This is a genomic window from Microbulbifer thermotolerans (assembly GCF_900112305.1).
Classification (GTDB): Bacteria; Pseudomonadota; Gammaproteobacteria; order Pseudomonadales; family Cellvibrionaceae; genus Microbulbifer; species Microbulbifer thermotolerans.
In genome coordinates, this window is record NZ_FOKT01000006.1 from 76,464 (window position 1) to 98,118 (window position 21,655).

Annotated in this window: 18 protein-coding genes; 16 read left to right on the plus strand and 2 right to left on the minus strand. The window is 58.8% G+C overall.

All coding sequences use genetic code 11. The features are described from left to right. Positions 1–174: 174 nt before the first annotated feature. From BM155_RS10820 to BM155_RS10880, 13 genes are all read left to right on the plus strand, one after another. Entirely contained in the window at positions 175–1,395 is a 1,221-nt protein-coding gene (locus BM155_RS10820) for an argininosuccinate synthase (protein ID WP_074903076.1), read from the plus strand. Between the two features lie 142 nt (positions 1,396–1,537). Further along, positions 1,538–2,992: a cytochrome-c oxidase, cbb3-type subunit I gene (ccoN, locus tag BM155_RS10825; RefSeq protein WP_067154468.1), complete on the plus strand. Its 1,455-nt coding sequence runs from the start codon at positions 1,538–1,540 to the stop codon at positions 2,990–2,992. A gap of 12 nt (positions 2,993–3,004) precedes the next feature. After that, a complete protein-coding gene (gene ccoO / locus BM155_RS10830) occupies positions 3,005–3,622 on the plus strand; it encodes a cytochrome-c oxidase, cbb3-type subunit II (RefSeq protein ID WP_067154465.1) in 618 nt (205 codons plus the stop codon). 18 nt (positions 3,623–3,640) lie between these two features. Beyond that, entirely contained in the window at positions 3,641–3,859 is a 219-nt protein-coding gene (locus tag BM155_RS10835; protein WP_067154462.1) for a CcoQ/FixQ family Cbb3-type cytochrome c oxidase assembly chaperone, read from the plus strand. After that, the gene (gene ccoP / locus BM155_RS10840) at positions 3,859–4,767 is read left to right on the plus strand and encodes a cytochrome-c oxidase, cbb3-type subunit III (RefSeq protein ID WP_175487793.1); all 909 of its coding nucleotides are present in this window, start codon (positions 3,859–3,861) and stop codon (positions 4,765–4,767) included. Before BM155_RS10835 ends, ccoP begins: the two co-directional genes overlap by 1 nt. A gap of 133 nt (positions 4,768–4,900) precedes the next feature. After that, positions 4,901–6,322: a cytochrome c oxidase accessory protein CcoG gene (gene ccoG / locus BM155_RS10845; RefSeq protein ID WP_074903078.1), complete on the plus strand. Its 1,422-nt coding sequence runs from the start codon at positions 4,901–4,903 to the stop codon at positions 6,320–6,322. 67 nt (positions 6,323–6,389) lie between these two features. Then, complete coding sequence (locus tag BM155_RS10850) at positions 6,390–6,914, plus strand: FixH family protein (RefSeq protein WP_067154458.1); 525 nt, start codon at positions 6,390–6,392, stop codon at positions 6,912–6,914. Beyond that, positions 6,911–9,385 carry a heavy metal translocating P-type ATPase gene (locus BM155_RS10855; protein ID WP_074903081.1) on the plus strand — a complete coding sequence of 825 codons (2,475 nt, stop codon included), beginning with the start codon at positions 6,911–6,913 and terminating at the stop codon, positions 9,383–9,385. Before BM155_RS10850 ends, BM155_RS10855 begins: the two co-directional genes overlap by 4 nt. Positions 9,386–9,387: 2 nt before the next feature. Next, on the plus strand, positions 9,388–9,570 hold the full coding sequence (gene ccoS / locus BM155_RS10860; RefSeq protein ID WP_067154455.1) for a cbb3-type cytochrome oxidase assembly protein CcoS: 183 nt from the start codon (positions 9,388–9,390) through the stop codon (positions 9,568–9,570). Beyond that, positions 9,570–10,304: a sulfite exporter TauE/SafE family protein gene (locus BM155_RS10865; RefSeq protein ID WP_074903083.1), complete on the plus strand. Its 735-nt coding sequence runs from the start codon at positions 9,570–9,572 to the stop codon at positions 10,302–10,304. Before ccoS ends, BM155_RS10865 begins: the two co-directional genes overlap by 1 nt. Before the next feature lie 402 nt (positions 10,305–10,706). Next, complete coding sequence (locus tag BM155_RS10870; protein ID WP_067154449.1) at positions 10,707–12,422, plus strand: glycosyl hydrolase family 18 protein; 1,716 nt, start codon at positions 10,707–10,709, stop codon at positions 12,420–12,422. A 108-nt stretch (positions 12,423–12,530) separates the two neighbouring features. Next, positions 12,531–13,898, plus strand: coding sequence for an isoprenylcysteine carboxylmethyltransferase family protein (locus tag BM155_RS10875; RefSeq protein WP_082817498.1), 1,368 nt, complete (start codon positions 12,531–12,533; stop codon positions 13,896–13,898). 11 nt (positions 13,899–13,909) lie between these two features. Next, complete coding sequence (locus BM155_RS10880; RefSeq protein ID WP_067154446.1) at positions 13,910–15,439, plus strand: glycosyl hydrolase family 18 protein; 1,530 nt, start codon at positions 13,910–13,912, stop codon at positions 15,437–15,439. Between the two features lie 51 nt (positions 15,440–15,490). Here the strand turns inward: BM155_RS10880 and BM155_RS10885 are convergent, their stop codons facing one another. Beyond that, positions 15,491–15,724 (minus strand): metallothionein, encoded by a 234-nt coding sequence (locus tag BM155_RS10885; protein ID WP_067154444.1) that lies wholly within the window; start codon positions 15,722–15,724, stop codon positions 15,491–15,493. A 235-nt stretch (positions 15,725–15,959) separates the two neighbouring features. Further along, positions 15,960–16,814 carry a carboxylating nicotinate-nucleotide diphosphorylase gene (gene nadC, locus BM155_RS10890; protein ID WP_067154441.1) on the minus strand — a complete coding sequence of 285 codons (855 nt, stop codon included), beginning with the start codon at positions 16,812–16,814 and terminating at the stop codon, positions 15,960–15,962. 354 nt (positions 16,815–17,168) lie between these two features. Here nadC and BM155_RS10895 point away from each other — a divergent pair, with 354 nt between their 5' ends. The 3 genes from BM155_RS10895 (at position 17,169) to ampE (ending at position 21,334) form a co-directional block, all read left to right on the plus strand. Then, positions 17,169–19,439 carry a DUF1631 domain-containing protein gene (locus BM155_RS10895; protein ID WP_074903086.1) on the plus strand — a complete coding sequence of 757 codons (2,271 nt, stop codon included), beginning with the start codon at positions 17,169–17,171 and terminating at the stop codon, positions 19,437–19,439. 172 nt (positions 19,440–19,611) lie between these two features. Then, entirely contained in the window at positions 19,612–20,175 is a 564-nt protein-coding gene (gene ampD, locus BM155_RS10900; RefSeq protein WP_074903089.1) for a 1,6-anhydro-N-acetylmuramyl-L-alanine amidase AmpD, read from the plus strand. A 280-nt stretch (positions 20,176–20,455) separates the two neighbouring features. Next, positions 20,456–21,334, plus strand: coding sequence for a regulatory signaling modulator protein AmpE (ampE, locus tag BM155_RS10905; protein WP_074903091.1), 879 nt, complete (start codon positions 20,456–20,458; stop codon positions 21,332–21,334). Positions 21,335–21,655 lie beyond the last annotated feature (321 nt).

Consider the following 21,655-nt stretch of genomic DNA (forward strand, 5'->3'; position numbering starts at 1 on the left):
CGTTCGCCGAACTTGGCGCTACAATCGCGCCCCGAAAGAGGTACCGAGAGTACCACTCCTGGGCACACCTCCAAGAATAATTCCCCAGATCGACACCGATTTCGTGCGCGGAGACCACCGGCCCCGGCGCTTGTGGTGGCGCTTATTTGATTCAAGCGGCAGCAGAGGACAGCAATGAGCAAAATCGACAAGGTGGTATTGGCGTATTCCGGCGGGCTGGATACCTCGGTGATCGTACGCTGGTTGCAGGAGACCTATGACTGCGAAGTGGTGACTTTCACCGCCGATATAGGTCAAGGCGAGGAAGTGGAGCCGGCGCGGGCCAAAGCCGAGGCGCTCGGGGTCAAGGAGATCTACATCGATGACCTGCGCGAGGAGTTCGTGCGCGATTTCGTCTTCCCGATGTTCCGCGCCAACACTATCTACGAGGGGGAATACCTGCTGGGCACCTCCATCGCCCGCCCACTGATCGCCAAGCGCCTGATTGAAATCGCCAACGAGACTTCCGCCTCTGCGATCGCTCACGGCGCCACCGGCAAGGGCAACGATCAGGTGCGCTTCGAACTGGGCGCTTACGCCCTGAAGCCCGGCATTCAGGTGATCGCTCCCTGGCGTGAGTGGGATCTGACTTCCCGCGAAAAGCTGATGCGCTACTGCGAGCAGCACAAGATTCCAGTGGATTTCTCCTCTGGCAAGAAGAAGTCCCCTTATTCAATGGATGCCAACCTGCTGCATATCTCCTATGAGGGCGGCATTCTGGAAGATCCTTGGGCGGAGGCCGAGGAGAGCATGTGGCGCTGGAGCGTCAGCCCCGAAGCGGCCCCCGATCAGCCCACCTATATCACCCTGACCTTCGAGAAGGGTGACGCGGTGGCCATCGATGGCGAACGCATGAGTCCGGCAACCCTGCTGGAGAAGCTGAACAAGCTGGGTGGCGCCAACGGAATCGGCCGCCTGGATATTGTCGAGAATCGCTACGTGGGCATGAAGTCCCGCGGTTGTTATGAAACACCTGGCGGCACCATCCTGTTGAAAGCGCACCGCGCGATAGAGTCCATTACCCTGGATCGCGAAGTGGCGCACTTGAAAGACGAGCTGATGCCGCGTTACGCCAAGCTGATCTACAACGGCTACTGGTGGTCGCCCGAGCGGCGCATGCTGCAGGCTGCAATCGATGAGTCTCAGCAGGTGGTGAATGGAGAGGTGCGCCTGAAACTGTACAAGGGTAGCGTAAGCGCCGTGGGGCGCCGGTCTGCGGATAGTCTGTTCGACGAGCGCATCGCCACCTTTGAAGAGGATGCGGGTGCCTACGACCAGAAGGACGCCGAAGGCTTTATCAAGCTGAATGCCCTACGTCTGCGCATTGCCGCAGGTAAAGGAAGAAAATTGATATAGATCAGCCGCGCGGGGCCGATGATGCGTTTAAATCCTCGCCCTGCAACCAGTGCGGACGATTGTGACGCAGAAAGCCGCCGCTTTGGGTGCGGCTTCTGTCGTTCAACGTAAACAAATTTTAAAAAGCAACGGAAGTAACGCAATGACGACATCGGTGGCAAAGACCGGCCCTGTGCCGGGCTATGACTACAAGATCGTGCGCCAGTTCACCATAATGTCCGTGGTCTGGGGTATCGTTGGTATGGGAATGGGGGTGCTGATCGCCGCTCAGCTGGCTTGGCCTGCCCTCAACGACTTCTGGCAGCCGTTTTCCCACTTCGGCCGCCTGCGTCCGCTGCACACCAACGCGGTAATTTTCGCCTTTGGCGGCAGCGTGCTCTTCGCTACTTCTTACTATGTGGTGCAGCGCACCTGTCAGACGCCTCTCTGGGGTGGCTGGCTGGTACCTTTCACCTTTTGGGGTTGGCAAGCGGTCATCGTTGCCGCCGCTATCACCCTGCCGCTGGGTTACACCTCCACCAAGGAGTACGCTGAGCTGGAGTGGCCGATCGATATACTGATCACCCTCGTCTGGATCGCCTACGCCCTGGTTTTCTTCGGCACTATCGCCAAGCGCAAAACTTCACATATCTACGTGGCCAACTGGTTCTTTGGCGCTTACATCATCACCATTGCCGTGTTGCATGTCGTCAACAACCTGGAGATTCCGGTTGCGCCGTTTAAATCCTATTCCATCTACTCCGGCACTAAGGATGCGATGATCCAGTGGTGGTACGGCCACAACGCGGTGGGCTTTTTCCTGACCGCGGCCTTCCTCGGCATCATGTACTACTTCGTGCCCAAGCAGGCCGGACGCCCGGTGTATTCCTACCAGCTGTCCATCGTGCACTTCTGGGCGCTGATCTCGATCTACGTTTGGGCCGGCGGCCACCACCTGCACTACTCGGCGCTGCCGGACTGGACCCAGAGCCTGGCCATGGTGATGTCCGTGATTCTGCTGGCCCCCTCCTGGGGCGGCATGATCAACGGCATCATGACCCTGTCTGGAGCCTGGCACAAACTGCGTACTGACCCGACACTGCGCTTCCTGGTGGTATCCCTGTCTTTCTACGGCATGTCCACCTTTGAAGGGCCGATGATGTCCATCAAGACAGTCAACGCCCTGTCTCACAACACCGACTGGACCGTGGGTCACGTTCACTCCGGCGCTCTGGGCTGGGTGGCCATGATCTCCATCGGCGCCCTGTACCACCTGGTGCCGGTGCTGTGGAAGCGCAAGGAAATGTACAGCGTGAAGCTGATCAATGCGCACTTCTGGCTGGCCACTGTGGGCACCGTGCTCTACATCGCCGCTATGTGGGTGAATGGTATTACCCAGGGCTTGATGTGGCGTGCGTTCAACGCCGACGGCACGCTAACCTACAGCTTCGTGGAAAGTGTGATTGCCAGCCACCCGGGTTATGTCGTGCGCTGGATCGGCGGCTCTCTCTTCCTGCTGGGAATGTTGCTGATGGCTTACAACGTGTTCCGCACCGTGACCGAGACGGAGAATGCCGCTCGTGAAGACAACACTAAGGCACAACCGGTAGCGGCGTAAGGAGGTCAGATCGTGAAAAACCATGACATCGTAGAAAAGAACATCGGTCTGATGATCGCCTTCATCGTCATTGCCATCAGCTTTGGCGCGTTGGTGGAGATAGTTCCGCAGTTCTTTACCAAGGACAACAACGAACCTATTGCCGGCCTCAAACCGCTGGGTCCGATTGAGCTGGAAGGGCGCGATATCTACATCCGCGAAGGCTGTCACGTCTGTCATACGCAGATGATCCGCCCGCTGCGCGCGGAAGTGGAACGGTATGGCCACTACTCCATGGCGCAGGAATACGTTTACGAATTTCCCTTCCTGTGGGGATCCAAGCGCACCGGTCCGGATCTGGCCCGCGTAGGCGGCCGTTACTCCGATGAGTGGCACCGCGCGCACTTGTACAACCCGCGCAGTGTAGTGCCGGAATCCATTATGCCTGCTTACCCCTGGCTGTTCGACAATGTCGTCACCGGTGAGTACACGGCCAGGAAAATGGAAGCGCTGCGCACATTGGGTGTGCCTTATACCGACGAGGACATCGCCAATGCCTCCAAACCCTTCATCGGCGACAAGGTGAAGGAGATAGACGCACTGGTGGCCTATCTGCAACAGCTGGGTACTGTGGTACAGCAGAAACGCTGATCCGCGACGAGGTTTAGCATGATTGACATATTGCGGCAGATCGCCGTCGTTCTCGGAGCACTGGCATTTCTCGCCATCTGTTGGTGGGCCTTTTCTCCGAAGCGCAAAAAGCGCTTTGAGGAGGACGCCAAGCTGCCGTTCGCCGATGAAGAGCCTTCAACCGATGAAGCTCGCGGGGACAAAGATGAATCCGGAGACAAATCCGGCGCGAAACAAAAACAGGGGCAGGATAAGTAATGAGTACATTTTGGAGTCTGTGGGTAATTGTGCTCACCCTCGCGAACCTGGGTCTGATTGCCTGGGTACTGTTTGCCAACCGCAAAGTGGCGGTGGATGACCAGGCGGATCCGGAAAACAAAACCACCGGTCACGTCTACGACGGCATCCAGGAATACGACAACCCGCTGCCCAGATGGTGGTTCATGCTGTTCGTGGGTACCTTGATATTTACCGCTATCTACCTGGCGGTTTATCCGGGGCTGGGTAACTTCAAAGGGCTGCGTGGCTGGACTTCCGTGAATCAGCTGGAGGCCCAGCAGGCGAAGGCGCAGGAGCAGTTCGACGATACTTTCGGCAAGTACCTGGATATGCCTATCGAACAGATTGCCGAAAGCCGCGAGGCTTTGAAAATGGGTGCGCGCATCTTTGCCAACAACTGTGCTGTGTGCCACGGCGCGGATGGTGGCGGCAACTATGGCTTCCCCAACCTCACCGATAACGACTGGCTCTACGGGGGTACGCCGGAGAAAATTCTCGAGACTATTCACGAGGGTCGGCAGGGTGTGATGCCGCCACAGGGTCCGGTAATTGGCGAGGAAGGTGTCAAGAATGCCGCAGAATATGTGCTGGCTATGAACGGCCTCGAGCACAATGCCGAGATGGCCGCCGAGGGCAAGAAGATCTTCGGCACCGTTTGCATGGCATGCCACGGTATGGACGGGAAGGGTAACCAGGCGCTGGGTGCCCCTAATCTGACCGACAATATCTGGCTCTACGGCGGCAGCCGCGAGCAGATACAACACACCATCCGCGGCGGTCGTCAGAACCAGATGCCGAGCCAGAAAGACAAACTGCGCGAAGACAAGATCCGCCTGGTGGCGGCCTATGTCTACAGCCTCTCTCGTCAGGAAGAGGTAGAGCAGTAGTTTTCCAATCTGAACCATCGACCCGGCGCGGCCGGGTCGCAACGGGATCCCGGGCGTCGCACGGACGAATAAGAAAAGCCTCATCGAGTTGAAGAGAGCCCGTTCGCGCCGCGCAGGGGCTAAGAGAGGTATTGTGAGCGACAATCGAATCCCCAGCATCGAAGAGCAGGACGGTGACGGCGAAGTGCGCTACCGCATGCTCTATGAGTCGGCAGACAAGGTTTATATTCGCCATATCCGCGGCGTCTACACCCGGATCCGCAAATACACGGGCCTTCCTCTTCTGGCGGCCTATTTTTTCATCCCCTGGTTTAATATCGAGGGCCGTCAGGCACTTCACTTCGACCTCCCGGAGCGACAGTTCCACATTTTCTGGGCCACCTTCGGCCCCCAGGATGGCTTCCTGCTTGCGTGGCTGCTGATCATTGCCGCTTTTGGCTTGTTTGCGGTTACCACATGGCTGGGCCGGGTCTGGTGCGGATTTACCTGTCCGCAGACGGTGTGGACCATGATGTTTATCTGGGCCGAGCGGGTGTGTGAAGGAGACCGAAACCAGCGCATAAAACTGGATGCGGCGCCCTGGAGTGTGAACAAAGTGCTCCGCAAGGGGGGCACCCACGCCATCTGGATATTGATCGCCTTTGCCACGGCACTGGCTTTTGTCGGCTACTTTTACGGGATTCGCGATCTGGTGGTGGATCTGGCGAGTTTTGAAGCCCATCCTCAGGCCGTTTTCTGGGTAGCTTTTTTCACCTTTGCCACATACTTCAATGCCGGTTTTATGCGCGAACAGGTGTGCAAGTACATGTGCCCCTATGCGCGCTTCCAGTCGGTGATGTACGACCGGGATACCCTGGCGGTCTACTACGATGCCAAGCGCGGGGAAACCCGTGGCCCCCGCAAAAAAAATATGGATTATCGAGCAGAGGGACTGGGCGATTGCATCGATTGTTCCTGGTGCGTGCAGGTGTGCCCTGTGGATATCGATATCCGTGACGGAATGCAGTACGAATGCATCAACTGCGGTCTGTGTGTGGATGCCTGCAACAGCGTCATGGACAAGATGGGCTATGAGCGTGGCTTGATCCGTTTCACATCGGAAGACGAACTGGAAACGGGTAAAACTAATTACCTGCGCCCGCGCCTGTTCGGTTACGCTTTTGTGCTGACGGCGATGGTTGCCCTCTTTACCCATCAGGTCGTCACCCGCAGCCCCATAGAGGCCGAGGTGTTGCGCGACCGGGGAGCGCGCCTGTTCCGCGAGTACCGCGGGGATATTCAGAACGTGTACACGGTCAAAATCAACAACATGGACCGGGATCCCCATGAGTTTTCTATCGCCGTCGAGGGCGTGGCTGGTTACGATTACTCCCTGCGCCGGCCGCGGGATATCTACCTGGAGGCGGGGGAAATCTTTGCGGTGCCAATTCGCGTAAGTGTGCCCAAGGACCAATTGAAAACCGCCAAGCACAATATCGTTATCGTCGTGCAGGCGGAGGATGATCCCGAACTGATAGACCGGCATCAGACGGTGTTTATCGGACCTAAGCAATAGACGTTGAGGCCCGCGGAAAGCGGGCCTTCAAATAAAGGTTTCACGGTCCGTAATTTTGGATAACACAATGAGTAAACACTCTTCAAAACCTTGGTATCGTGAGTTTTGGGTGTGGCTTGTGCTTTCGCCACTGATTTTGACCGTGGTAGTCAGTTTCGTGATGGTCTCCATCGCTGTGCGTCACGCGGACGACACTGTCAGCGACACCTACTACAAAGACAGCCGCCTGTATCACTTCACCGCAGACCAGGACAAGCGGGCCAAGGCTTTGGGGCTCGCGGGTATGGTGCGCTTCGCGCGCGCGGACAACACCATCACCCTCGAGCTGACAGGCGATCTGGACTACCCTCAGCGGTTGCTGCTGACACTCAGCCACCCGGTGGAGGCGGATCTGGACCGCCATATTCTGCTCGAACAGTTGTCGGTGGGCCGTTATACCGGCTCAGTGACCGGCGAGCTCAAGCACCGTTGGTACTTGCGTTTGATGCCTGAACTGAACCCGCAGGAGCACCAGAAAGCCGAGTGGCGTCTCAAGGGCGAGATCAACTTTGACCTGGGCGACTCCGCGCCGCTGAATCCCGCTATTCAATGAGTTCCACTGCCTGCTATCACTGCGGCCTACCAGTGCCCGCCGGCAGCAACTTTTCTGTGCGCATCGGCGGGGTAGAGCGTCCTATGTGCTGCCCTGGTTGCGAGGCGGTGGCCGGTGCCATCGTCGCCGGCGGTCTCGACAACTTTTACCGCTACCGGGACAGCCGAAACGAACGCCCGGAGGAGGTGCCGCCCGAGGATCGCTGGGCCGCTTACGACCTGGCGGAGGTACAGCGCCAGTATGTGCGCCCCTTCGGTGATGACGATCGCCAACTCGCCAGTCTGCTGATCGGCGGTATCAGTTGTGCCGCCTGTGTTTGGCTGATCGAGAAACATCTGGGCCAGCTCGAAGGGGTGGACAAGGTGTCGGTCAACGCCAATACCCAGCGCGCGCAGGTATGCTTTGATCCATCCGCAATACGACCCAGTCAGCTCTTCGCCGAACTGGCCCGCATCGGTTACCGGCCGGCACCGGCCACTTCGGCAAACAGCGAAGACCTGATCCAGCGCGAACAGCGAGCGGCTTTGCGCCGCCTGGGTGTTGCCGGACTGGGCACCATGCAGGTGATGATGTTTGCCGTAGCACTTTATTTCGGTGCCAGCAGCGGCATAGAGACCGAGCTGCAAAGCTACCTGCGCTGGGTGTCCCTGCTGGTGGCCACGCCGGTGGTGTTTTTCGCCGCGAGACCCTTCTTCTCCGCCGCCTGGCGCAGTTTGCGCGGGCGCAGCCTCAGTATGGACGTGCCGGTCTCACTAGCTATAGGCCTCGCTTATGTGGCCAGTTTTTATGCCACTGTTTTTGAAACCGGCGAAGTCTATTTCGAATCCATCTCCATGTTCACCTTTTTTCTATTGCTTGGCCGCACTGTGGAGATGCGCGCACGCCACCGCGCCGGTCTCGCCAGTGGCGGCCTGGCGCAGCTGTTGCCACTGACAGCGACAAAAGTTGAAAAGGGTGAAGAGAACAGTGTCCCGGTGGCGGCATTGGCCGCCGGCGACACCATACTGTTGCGCCCTGGCGACACCATTCCCGCCGATGGCGAGGTCATCGAGGGTGAGAGCGGCGTGGATGAGTCCCTTCTCAGCGGCGAGTCCGCTCCGCGTCAAAAGTCCCCAGGGAGTACGGTTTATGCTGGCAGCGTCAACAGTGATTCCTCACTTCTTGTGCGTGTGACGGCTGCCGGCCAGGCCACGCGCCTGTCCGCGATAGAGCGTCTGGTGGAGCGGGCTCAGTTGGAAAAGCCACGCCAGGTGGCTCTGGCGGATCGCGTTGCCGGCTGGTTCGTCGGCCTGGTTCTTGTCGCGGCGCTGACGGCGTTCGCCTTTTGGTGGCACCTGGACGCGGAGCGGGCCTTCTGGGTGGCCTTGTCGGTGTTGGTTGTCACTTGTCCATGCGCCCTGTCACTGGCCACTCCGGCGGCGGTCGCGGCGGCGACCTTGCGCCTGCAACAGATAGGTCTGCTGGTGGCCGCGGGCAATCTGTTGGAAACCCTTCCGCGTATTACCCGTGTCGTGTTCGATAAAACGGGCACCCTGACCCGCGGCGAACCTCACATAACGCAGATTGAACTTTTGCGCGACGGCTGGACAGAACAGCGGGTCAAGGACTGCGCTGCGGCGCTGGAATCCCACAGTAACCACCCGCTCGCTCGCGCCTTTCGGGCCTGGCGCGGCAATCTCGGCGCAAGCGAGCTCAGACTGCATACCGGGCAGGGTGTTGAGGGTGTTGTCGATGGCGAGCGGCTGCGCCTGGGGCGGGCGGACTTCGCTGTGCAGCCGACCGGCGCGGCGGCACCGGAAATTCCGGCGGCGGAAGGGCAGTGGCTCTTGCTCGCCGATACCGAGGGCCCTGTCGCCTGGATTGCGCTGGGCGACAGTCTGCGCCCCTCTGCGAGAGGGGCAGTGGCTCGGCTGCAAGCGGAAGGCCTGCACACGGAACTGTTGAGTGGTGATCAATCGGCGGAGGTGGCGCGCCTTGCCGCTGCCGCTGGAATCCGCGATTTCCGCGCGGGGGCTTCACCGGAAGACAAGTTGGCACATCTACAACAGTTGCAACGGCGTGGCGACAAAGTGCTCATGGTGGGGGACGGTCTCAACGACGTGCCGGTGTTGTCCGGTGCGGACGCCTCGGTGGCGATGCTGTCTGCTGCAGATCTCGCCCAGTCGCGGGCGGACGCCATCCTTTTGAACGGCGATTTGATGGTGCTGCCGGACGCCATTGCCCTGGCGCGCAAATGCCGGCGCATTGTGCGTCAGAACCTGACATGGGCCCTGGGATACAATGCTCTGGCTCTGCCTTTGGCGGTGTGCGGTCTGGTACCGCCTTGGGCGGCGGCTATCGGCATGTCGGCCAGCTCACTGATCGTGGTATTGAACGCATTGCGGCTTTCGCGCAGTCGTGTGGGCAAGCGCCCTGTTGGCAACTTGCTGCCAACGGGGCAGGTTTCCTCGGGATTAATCAGTCGGGGGTAGTTTTGGACAGTCTCTATTTTTTGATTCCCATCGCCATTCTTTTTATTGGCCTGGCAGTAAAGCTCTTTTTCTGGGCGGTGAACAGCGGCCAGTACGACGACTTGGAAACCGAAGGAAGACGTATCCTTTTCGATGACGACGAGTCCGGCGTCGATGTACCAGAGCAAGATGAGCGGGATGACTAATGGGAGACTGGGGATTTTTGGCTGCTGCGCTGGCCGTCGGATTTTTTGGCAGTAGTCACTGCATTGGCATGTGCGGCGGTGTGGCCTCCGCTCTGGGGATGGCGGTGCCGGGACGGCAGACTGCCTGGACGCCGTTGATCTGTTATTCCGCAGGGCGTCTCAGCAGCTACGCATTCATGGGGGCTCTGGCGGGGGCACTGGGGGCGGCGGCACTGCCGACACTGACGCCACTGCGCCTGCTCGCGGGGCTGATGCTGATCGCTATGGCGCTCTATATCGCGGGGATCTGGCGCGGCCTTGTCTGGCTGGAAAAAGGGGGGGCGCATCTCTGGCGTTACCTGCGCCCGCTGTCGGAAAAACTGCTGCCAGTGAAGTCCGCTCCCCAGGCACTGGCCCTGGGGGCGCTGTGGGGCTGGTTGCCCTGCGGTTTGGTCTACAGTGCGCTCACCTTCGCTCTGGCTCAGGGCAGCGCATTGCGCGCGGCGCTGGCAATGCTGGCGTTTGGCCTCGGCACTGTGCCCGCAATGCTCGCCACCGGCGCCGCCGCGGCGCAGGTGCGCAGTTTTATGCAGAAACCGGCGGTGCGGCTGCTGTTTGCCGGCGCGATATTGCTGTTCGGTGGCTGGACCCTCTGGGGGGCGTTGGGGCACGGCGGCCACGCCGGTCATGACCACACGCCGGCGGTGGAAAGCATGGATCACCAACACCAAGAACACCAACATCACCACCATTAACAGCAGACTTTTTTAGCAAAACGTTTTGCTCTGACTGTGTCTCACTTCTTAGGTTGACGCGATTTTTTTCGCCGTTATGTGACCATCTGCACTTATTCGTAATCGCTGTCTGGTGCGAAAAAATAATCAGCGTTATCTTCTCTCGCGCACAGATGACAGCGTTATCATTTTTATTTTTGACAGCGCTGTCTGTGCGTCGGTAAACGGTGCTCAGCAGTCCCCACCGGCGAAACAGGGCGTTGAAGTGCTCGGATGCCAAAGGCGCATATTTGCATCAGTGTGGCTCGCTGGAGTGGTGGGGATGTGCAGCGGGATTGGTGTGCGCTGTTGCATCTTGTGGGGTATCTGCGCGGGCTTTCGCCGTTGGCTTATCGAACTCACTTTAAAAATACGGTGACATGCATGAAAACAATGACGTCTTTACGGTTGGGGGCCCTGGCGCTACTCGGCCTGATTACGGGACAGGCGTACAGCTACGATTGCGGAGGCGTACCTGTCTACGTGGACGGTTCCCCCTACAGCACGAACGATATTGTGCAGAATTACGACGTGGCCTATCGCTGTAAGGTAGGGGGCTGGTGTAGCCAGGGCGGCCCCTACGAGCCGGGTGGTAGCGCCGGATGGGCCTGGCCCGAGGCCTGGGAAGACATTGGGGCCTGTGACGGCGGTAGTGGTTCCTCTTCCGGTGGCACCTCTTCCGGCAGTTCTTCGTCGGGAAGTTCTTCCGGTTCCGGAGGCCCGGTTGACACTGGCAGCTGTGTCAGTCTGCCGCTGTGGTCTGCGACCGAGGTTTACGTTGGCGGAGACCGGGTCCAGTACCAGGGCAAGGAATATGAGGCCAAGTGGTGGACCCAGGGGGAAGACCCGGCCCAGTCTGGTGCGGAGGGTGTATGGCGGCTGATTGGGCAATGTGCCAGCGACTCCGGCAGCTCGTCTTCGTCCAGCAGTTCCGGCAGCAGCTCCGGCTCTGGTAGCGGTTCCGGCTCCGGCAGTGGTTCCAGCAGTGGCGGCGAGCGCCTGGGCGGCTACTTCGTGAACTGGGGCGTCTATGGCCGCAATTATCACGTGAAAAACATTGTCACCAGTGGATCTGCCGAGAAATTGACGCATATCTACTACGCCTTCGGCAATGTGCAGAATGGCAAGTGCACTATCGGTGATTCCTACGCAGACTATGACCGCTTCTACGATGCTTCCGAAAGTGTCGACGGCGTGGCCGATACTTGGGATACGGGCGCACTGCGGGGGTCTTTCAACCAGCTGCGCAAGCTGAAGCAGATGTACCCCCATATCAAGGTACTCTGGTCGTTTGGCGGCTGGACCTGGTCCGGTGGTTTCCCCCAGGCAGTGCAGAATCCTCAGGCCTTCGCCGATTCCTGTTACAACCTGGTTTTCGATCCGCGTTGGGCCGATGTATTTGACGGAATCGATCTGGACTGGGAATACCCCAATTCTTGTGGTCTGACCTGCGATAGCAGTGGTTTCTCCGCTTTTACCGAGATGATGGCAGCCATGCGCGCCCGTTTTGGTAACAAGCTGGTCACTGCGGCGATCACCGCGGACGGCAACACAGGGGGTAAGATCGATCAGGCGGACTACGCCGGTGCGGCGCAATATGTCGATTTCTACAACGTCATGAGCTATGACTTCTTTGGTGCTTTTGACGCCGATGGTCCCACTGCGCCGCATTCCGCATTGTATGACTACCCGGGTATCCCGACTCCCGGTTTCTACGCCGATAAAGCGATTCAGGCACTAAAAAGCAAAGGTGTTCCGGCACAAAAACTCAGCCTCGGTATCGGTTTTTACGGCCGCGGCTGGACCGGCGTCACCCAGTCGGCTCCTGGCGGCTCTGCTACTGGTGCGGCTCCGGGTACCTACGAGGCTGGTATTGAGGACTACAAGGTGCTTAAGAACACCTGCCCGGCTACTGGCACCGTTGCTGGCACGGCTTACGCGCACTGTGGCAACAATTGGTGGAGCTACGATACACCCTCTACCATTGCCGGAAAAATGCAGTATATCGCCGACCAAAATCTGGGAGGCTCCTTCTTCTGGGAACTTTCCGGCGATACGGCAGATGGCGAGTTGATTGAAGCCATGCACAGTAATCAGTAGATTGGTTTGGTTTCCGGAAAATATACTCGGAACCAAAGGGCCCCGATGGCAGGATGGCCGCGGGGCCCGGCAAAACAAAATTTATTTGACTGATTACCTGGCCGCGATATGAAAAAAAATAAAAAGCCCGCGGCGGCGGAAGCCGTCGAATGTCCCAAGTCACCCACCAGTGTTGTTATCAATCTGATCGCCCTTGGCATTTCTCTGCTGGCGGTGGTCTGGCTGCGCGAATACGGACAACAATTGCCCTCGCGCACAGCTGGTTTGATAGTGGTCTGCACAGCCCTGGCGGTGCCGATTATTCTGCTGGAGTGGTTGTTTCTGAAGCCTTACCGCAATGCGTCCGCAGGGTTGGATTTTTCCCGGCGCAAGCAGGGCAGCGCGCGGCGCGCGGCGGTGAAGCTGTTGGGCTTTTACGCCAGTGTGGGCCTGGTGGCCTTTGTTTACTGGCTGTTTCCCGAATATCACGGCTCTTTTTACGACAATTATTTTGCGGTGGTGAAAACGGTTCTGCCCTGGTGGCTGTTGCTGGCGGTACCTTATTTTTACTGGCTGGACGGGCACATGCTGAAACCCAGGGACGGCTATTGGCACTTGGGTAGCTGGCTGCTCGGCCGGCGCGATGATGTCGATGGCCGCGCCATTGGCCAATTGTTGCTGGGTTGGTTGGTGAAACTGTTTTTCCTTCCGCTGATGTTTGTCTATCTCGGCAATAACCTGACAACACTGCTCAATTTTGACTTTTCGCAGCTCGTGGGAAGTTTTCGCGCAGTGTTCGATTTCACCTTCAACTTTCTCTACTACATCGATTTGTTGTTCGTGACCGTGGGCTACGTGTGCACGCTGCGCCTGTTTGACTCCCATATCCGCACTGCAGAGCCGAGTTTTCTCGGCTGGGGGGTGGCGCTAATAGGCTATCAGCCATTCTGGGGCTCTTTTTCTGGTCTCTATCTCAAATACGATGAAGGGCCGGCCTGGGGTTATTGGTTCTGGAATACACCCTGGGCCTACAGCCTGTGGGGCAGCGCGATTCTTCTGCTGATTGCCATTTATGTGTGGGCGAGTGTGCCGTTCGGTATCCGCTTTTCCAATTTGACCCACCGCGGCATTCTCACCAACGGCCCATATCGCTACACCAAGCACCCGGCTTATGTCAGTAAAAATCTGTCTTGGTGGATGATTTCCATGCCTTTTATGGTCAGCACCACCGCGGATGAAGCACTGCGTCACTCGCTGCTGCTGTTGTTGGTGAATTTTATTTACTTCATGCGCGCCCGTACGGAAGAGCGGCATCTTTCTTGGGACCCGGACTATGTCGCCTATGCGCGCTATATCGAGCAGCGCGGATTGTTTGCCTTTGTCGGGCGCTGGTTCCCGCTGCTGCGATTCAAACCCGGGTGTTTGTTGAATGTTGGCGGCCAGCCCAGAGCCCAGGGGCAGGTGCACCCGGCGGCGCCGGAGCTGGCGACGAAATAAGGACAAGGATTATGAAAATGTTTTGGCTTGGCCTCACCGCTTTGGGGCTATGTGCGGCAAACGCCGCCGCGGTGGACTGCAGAAGTCTGCCCGACTGGGAGAACGCAGGCGTCTACGTGGGCGGAGATCAGGTTCGCCACCTTAACAATGCCTATACCGCCAAATGGTGGACTCAGGCCGAGGATCCAGCGACCCATTCGGGGACCTGGGATGTCTGGCGCTACGACGGTGCCTGTGATGGCGTTTCCTCCTCGTCGAGTTCATCTTCATCCAGTTCCTCAAGCAGCTCCTCCGGCAGCGGCTCGTCAAGCGGCTCTTCATCCAGTGGTGGCAGTTGCAGCTCACCGCAGTATGTCGATGGGGGGCGTTACAGCACTGGCGATTTGGTGCAAAACGTCGGATCGGAATTCCGCTGTGATGTGGGAGGCTGGTGCAGTCTGGGGGGAGCCTATGCGCCCGGTGTCGGCTGGGCTTGGGGGGAAGCCTGGACGCAGTTGGGGGACTGTGAGGGTAGCTCCAGCAGTTCTTCCAGCTCCTCTGGTAGCTCGGGCAGTTCTGGCAACCCCGGCAGTTCCGGCGGCAACAGTGGCTTGTTGCCGAAGCACGCGCTGGTGGGTTATTGGCACAACTTCAACAATGGCTCGGGCCTGTATCGCATCGCGGAAGTATCGGACGTATGGGATGTGATTGTCGTGGCTTTTGCGGACGATGCCGGCAACGGTAATGTCGCTTTCAATCTGGACGCGGGGCTGAACAAACAGCAATTTATTGATGATATTGCGGCCAAACGCGCCGCTGGCAAGATAGTGGTGCTGTCATTTGGTGGCCAGAACGGTACCGTGACGCTCAACAGTGCAGAGCATGTCACCAACTTCGTTAACAGCACCGCGGACATTTTGGATGAATACGGCTTCGATGGTATCGACATCGATCTCGAGTCAGGTGCCGGCGTTATGCATGGTGCGCCGGTGGTGCAGAATCTCGTCAGCGCGGTTAAACAGCTGAAAGCGCGCTACCCGAATATGTACTTGTCCATGGCGCCGGAACATCCTTATGTTCAGGGTGGCTATGTGGCCTACACGGGTATTTGGGGCGCATATCTGCCGATGATTGATCAGCTGCGCGACGAGTTGGATTTGTTGCATGTACAGCTGTACAACAACGGCGGCTTGTCCACCCCCTACCATTCCCAGGCCTATGCGGCGGGATCAGTGGATATGATGGTGGCTTCGGCGATGATGCTGATTGAAGGTTTCCCGCTCGGTGGAGGCTCGGCGGGCTATTTCGACGGGCTTCGCCCGGACCAGGTGGCTTTGGGATTGCCGTCGGGGCCCAGCGCCGCCGGGAGCGGACAGGCTGCCACCGCAGATATCAACCGGGCACTGGACTGCCTTACCGCGCGGGTTAATTGCGGCAGCCTGACGCCGAGTCAGGCCTGGCCGGATTTCAACGGCGTGATGACCTGGTCGATTAACTGGGATATGCACGACGGTGGAATCTTTTCCGGGCCGGTCGGCAGCCATGTACACAATCTGCCCTAAGCGGAAGTAAGAGAAAAAACGGGGCCGCGAGGCCCCGTTCTCAATTGCCGGCTAGGATCGGTCAACCATTTCCGGATGCCCCGCGCGCGCCGCGCAGTGGGCGCAGCAGTAGAATTTGCCCCCGGCTTCGGTTCCGTGGCCCAGGATACGGCAGTTGCACTGCTCGCACCTTGGCGCCAGGGCCTGGATGGCACACTCAAAACTGTCGAAGGTGTGCGTTATACCGCCCATAGTGATTTCCATCGTTTTGTCGTAGTCGTTACCACAGGTTTCGCAGCGGTTCATGACAGGAATCTCCGTGAAAGAAGGGACCAAATAAAGCTTAGGGAACGACTGCCTGAATCGCGAGGGTTGTATAGTGGGGAGGGGCGCCCGGACCTGGGGGCGGATACGAAAGTGCAAGTACACACCCGTGACGCTATGGGATACATCCGTGTATCTGGCGGTTTTGCACTGATATTCCCTCCGCTTGTGCGTGATTACGGGGCGCGGAGCCCCTCTACGTCAAGCGGTGATGCCGTCAGAGATCGATACGCAGGGAGAGGTCGATGGCGCGTAGATGTTTAGTCAGACTGCCGGACGAAATATAGTCCGCCTCCAGTTTCGCCAGCTGCTGTAAGCGGTCACTGTCGACACTGCCGGAAATCTCGATTTTGGCCTTGCCTTTGGCCAGGGAGAGCGCGGTCCGCGTGTCCTCGTCACTGAACTCGTCCAGCATAATTACGTCCGCGCCGCTGTCGAGTGCCTGGCGCAGCTCGTCGAGATTTTCCACCTCTACTTCGACCAGTGCTCCGGACTTGATCTTTTTGGCCTGGGCGATGGCCCGGTCGATACCACCAGCGGCGGCGATATGGTTTTCCTTGATCAGGAAGGCGTCGTAGAGGCCAATGCGATGATTGTGGCAGCCCCCGCAGAGTACGGCGTATTTCTGTGCCGTGCGCAAGCCGGGAATCGTCTTGCGGGTGTCGAGTATCTTGATCTGAGTGCCCGCTGCCCGCGCCGCGTATTCCGCTGCGGTGGTTGCCGTACCAGAAAGGGTTTGCAGAAAATTCAGTGCGGTGCGTTCGCCGGTCAGAATGGCGCGGGCGTTGCCAGTGAGCTCGAAAAGCACCGCGTTGGCGGCCACTTGATCGCCGTCTTCGCAGTGCCAGGTCAGTTGCAAATCCGGGTCCAATTGGTGGAAAACCTCCTCCACCCAAGCGCGGCCGCAGACGGTGCATGCCTCACGGGTAATCACCCGCGCGCGGGCGCTCCGGTCTGCCGGTATCAGCTGGGCGGTGATATCACCACTGCCGATGTCCTCCTCCAGTGCGGCTCTTACGGTGCGTTTGATATCGGAGATCAGGTTGGGAATAGGCGTGTCTTGTGGTTGCATGGGAAGACCTCGAATACGGTGGGCGAAGTGTACCTGAAACCCGATGGATTTGGACTCCGGGACGGCATTGTCATAACGCGGCGCCGCGGGTCGGGACAGGGGAAGTTGTGATGAATTTTCTGGCTGTCATCAGCTTGTGACAAGCGTCTCAATTACGCTGGTGCCCGTTGTTCAACCGTACCGAAACAGCGGTAGAATGGGCGTTGGCAATCAATCCGCCCGTGTGCGGTACAAACGGGTGAGCACAATATTGGACGCTTGCACGGCGCCCTGCGCGAAGCGCAATGGCAGGGCATAATTAGATACTATCGATAGAGCTGGGAGCCGGGGCGGTATCCCGAAGGCGGCTTGGCAATGAAAGATTCCAACAAGGTTGTTTCACTGGCGGAACGCTTGGATAGTTCTGCGCGCAAACCGGTGCGTCTGGCAGCGGCAGTGGTGGCTCTGCGTGATAAAGCGCGGGAGCTGCTGCAGGAGCAGGTCAAGCAGCTTTTCGGCAAGGTGGATGACTCTCTCTTTTCCATGGCGGAGCGGGCCCACGGGCAGGAAGAGCAGGATGGCCTTTTTCAGGCGCTGCGTTTGCTGCGGGTGGAGCGCCGCCATATTGTCGAGCGGTTTGCGGCCAATATCGATGCGGCGTTTCAGGTGTGTTCTCCGGAGCGGGAGAAAGAGGAGGCCTTCGCCTCGGATAATCTGTCGTTGGTACACAACGATGACCTGGAGCAACTGGTTGCCGCCGACACCATGGTGGCCAATGCCAAGCGCGATTGTGCCGAGCTCATCACGGAACTGTGCCTGCGCCTCGACACCCTCTATTCGGTCAAGATCTACGACAAAAACAACCCCCTGGGGCCCGATGCCATCTGCGACGCTTTTGTCGAGGCCGTGCGCCCACTGGATATTCATATTCGCGCGCGCCTGACCCTGCTGAAAAAATTTGAGCAGGGGGTGATGTCGCAGCTGAAGGATTTCTACGAACACTGCAATCAGCTGCTGGTGGAGCGCGGCGTCTTGCCGTCTCTGCGCGAGCAGCGTCGGGTCGCCCGGCAGCAGCGCAACGCGCCGCGCTCTGGCGGTGCTACTGGGGCCGGGGCAGGGCCTGTGCAGTCCGGAAGTACCGCGCCGACTCAAGGTGGTGGCCCTGTAAGCGCGGGGCATTTTCCACCGGGGCTGCTGCCCGCCACCGCTGGAATCGCCCCTATGCCGTCGTCGGACCTGCTGACGTATTTGGGTGAGCTACAAGGCAGTGCCCACAGCTTTAAGCCCGCGGACGAAGCTCAGCCTCTGAATGTTGGTGAGCTGCTGCAACAGCGCTTGGTTCAGGCCAACCAGGCCGCCTCTCTGGCCAAGGTAGACAGCGATATCATCAAGCTGGTGGAGATGCTGTTTTCCTTCATTCTCGAAGACCGCAATCTGGCCGATCCGATTAAGACGTTGCTTGCGCGGTTGCAGCTGCCACTGTTGAAGGTGGCCATTGCCGACAAGTCTTTCTTTAGCAAGGGCGGTCACCCCGCGCGCAAGCTGTTGAACGAGCTGGCCGACGCCGCGACCGGCTGGCAAGCCGGGGAAAATTTCGAGTCCGACCCGCTGTACCGGGAGATCAGTCAAGTGGTCGATCGCGTACTCAGCGAGTTCGACCAGGACGTCAACATCTTCTCGCTGCTGCTGGAGTCCTTCCGACAGTTTATTGCCCGTGAGCGCAAACGCGCGGAGATGCTCGAGCGCCGCGTGGTGGACGAAGCGGACGGGCGTGCTAAAACCCAGGCGGCGAGGGCGCGAGTGGCCGCGGTGATGGATGCCTTGGTCGCCGAACGGGAATTGCCGCAAGTCGTGCAGGACTGGCTGCACAAAGTCTGGAACAACGTCCTCTTTCTCACCTGTGTCAAGGAAGGGACAGAAAGCGAAGCCTGGAGCCGCGATGTGCGCACGGCCCGGGACCTGGTCTGGAGTGTGCTGGCTCCCATGCCCGACAGCCGCCAGCAATTGTTGGGGTTGTTGCCCACGTTACAGGAGCGGTTGCGCGAGGGTGTCGAGGCGGTTTCCTTAAACCCCTTCGAGGCGCGCACGCTGTTTTCCGGGTTGAAAGAGGTGTACCGGGAGCGCTTCGCGCTGGCCAAACAGCTCACCGAGGAGCGCGAGCGGCAAGTCAGGGAGCAGGTGGCCCAGGAAATGCGGGAAGCCGCGGAGAACACCTCTGAATCAGACGTCCAGCAGGCCCCGGAGATACCGCAAGAGGCGGTCTCCGTGCCGCAAATGGAAGAACTGGAACAGGTGGTCGCCGAGGCGGAAGTGGCCGCGCCCGAGGCGGAGCAGGGAGAAGCGCAGCTGCCGGAGAGCGACCCCCACTGGCAGATGACCTATCGCTTGGCGCAGGGCAGCTGGTTCGAACTTAAACGTTCGGACGACGAGCAGTTCCGCTGTCGCCTGGCGGCGGTCATTCGCGACATAGACCAGTTTATTTTTGTCAATCGCAATGGCGCCAAGGTGGCGGAGTTCTCTCGTCTGGAGCTCGCCTATGCCTTGCGCGGAGCACAGTTGATGCCGCTGGATGACGGTATGTTGTTCGAACGGGCACTGCAATCCGTGATCGGGAACGTGCGCAAGAAACGCAGTGAGCAAAGATAACCGCTGCACTGCCATTTCACCTGGGATTTAAATATCCGCTGATCGGTTCTCCTGTCTGGGGGTGCGCGGGGCCGGTTGGCATCCCCAGCACCGCTTCCATAGAATGTGAACTCCCTGGCGCGATGTGGTGCGCGAGCCCCCGCGCTCTTTTCTGCCGAAGCGGAGACCTAGCGTGAAGTATCGACTGGAATCCGGTTGGTTGTCCGGCGCGCGCCGGGTGCCCAGCCCCCACTGCGACAGCCGGCCAGCGGATTGCTCCATAGACTTGCTGGTGATTCACTGTATCAGCCTGCCCCCGGGCCAGTATGGCGGCCGCTATATCGACGACCTTTTTCTCGGCCAGTTAGATGCAAGTGCCCACCCTTATTTCGCTGAGATCGAAGGGCTTCGGGTATCGGCGCATATTTTGATCGACCGCGAAGGCCGCGTTACACAGTATGTCCCCCTGGAGCTGCGCGCATGGCACGCTGGACAGTCGCAGTTCGAGGGCCGCTGCAACTGCAACGACTTTTCCATCGGCATTGAGCTGGAGGGATTGGACACGGATAGTTATACCGATGTGCAATACCGAGTGCTGGCGCAAGTGAGCGCGGCTATCATGGCATCTTATCCGGTAATCGACAAAAGCCGGATTACCGGCCACTCGAATATCGCACCCGGCCGTAAACTGGACCCTGGCCCAGGTTTTGACTGGGATCGCTATTTTCGAGAACTGGATCAAGCGGCCGTCGTTTGATCGTAGAACCTAGGTAGCCTCTGATTCACTCACACGGGAGTTGTAGTGGGGGTGGGGCGTAGACATTGGGATGAGGGGCGAAAACACACGAGTAGGTCCCTGTGTCCGGCAGTTTGGAAATGCCCATCCCACCACCGGAACTTCTCATTGGGCCTCAAAGTATCTTTGCCGTTATAAAACGGTTTAATCAGGGGCCCTAAGTGCTGGTGGCGCGGTAATAGTTTTTTCTGAAGCTCGTCGGCGTTATTCTTCTCAATCCAACTCAATCATGAGAACGATTATGGCACTGTTGATCATGTTGCTGGCCTTGGGCCTAGTGCAGCTCTGGGGGTCCGGTGCGCCGCTGCACCGGGACGGATGGTTTCGATGGTGGCGCGGGCAACTGGACAAGATAGAACTACTGCACAAGGACGCGGGATTGATGCTGGCGGCCTGCGTGTTGCCCCCGGTGCTGTTTTCCGCAGTATTGATGGTGCTGGCGGAAGCTCTCCTGGGGGGGCTGGGTTCCTTGCTGATGGGGGTTCCCCTGCTTCTCTACTGCCTGGGAAGGGGCAATTTTAGCGAAATCCTATCGAATTACCTGCGCAACTGGTACAAGGGCGACTTGGCCGCGGCCAGAGAGGCGGCGGCCCCACTGATGAAAGAATTGCACGAGGAGCCGGCGGACAGTCGGCATCTGCATGAGCAGGTGTTTCGCGGTGCGGCCTATTGCGCATTCGAACGCCTCTTCGCCGTACTCTTTTGGTTTTTCCTGCTGGGGATTCCGGGCGCTGTATTGTTCCGGCTGAGCGCACTCTACGCCGAGCTGTCCCGTGGCGGTAACGGAGGCGCCGCGGCCGAGCGTTGGCTGTGGCTTCTGGAGTGGCTGCCTGTACGGGTGATGGGATTCAGCTTTGCCATAGTGGGCAATTTTGTCGGTTGTTACCGAGCCTGGCGCCAGTGCCTCACCTGCCGGGAGCGGGATACCGACGAAGTGTTGGAGACCTATCTCGAGGGTGCGCTGGGCGGCATAGATGCCAGTGAGTGCAGCGCTGGTGCCGAAGTGGCTGAGGGGCAGCGAATCTGCGGTGCGCAATTGGAAGGGTTGCAGGCATTGCTTTCCCGTTCTCTGCTGTTGTGGATCACCGTTATGGCGCTGGCGGTGTTGTTTGGTTTTTGAGGTGCCACTGGCCGCTACCGCGCCTCGGGGAGGGCAGTCTGTCAGTGGATGAACGAATTACGTGGCGGACCTGAATTGCGGCCGCCCCTTCCACATAGATAGGTGACTTGACGGTTTTTAAAAAAAATACATAAGGAGCCGCTGATGGATTCGCATGGGCGCGTAGTGGGCTTCGGGACGTCCATTCCATCACCTGAGCGGCTCATCTGGCCCAGAGCATCTTTACCGTTACCAAGCGACTTAAACAGAGGCTCTTTAATCCATTGCCCGAAGGTGCGGCACAACGGTCGTGCCAGCGACTGCTCATGGGCCGTTTCGCAA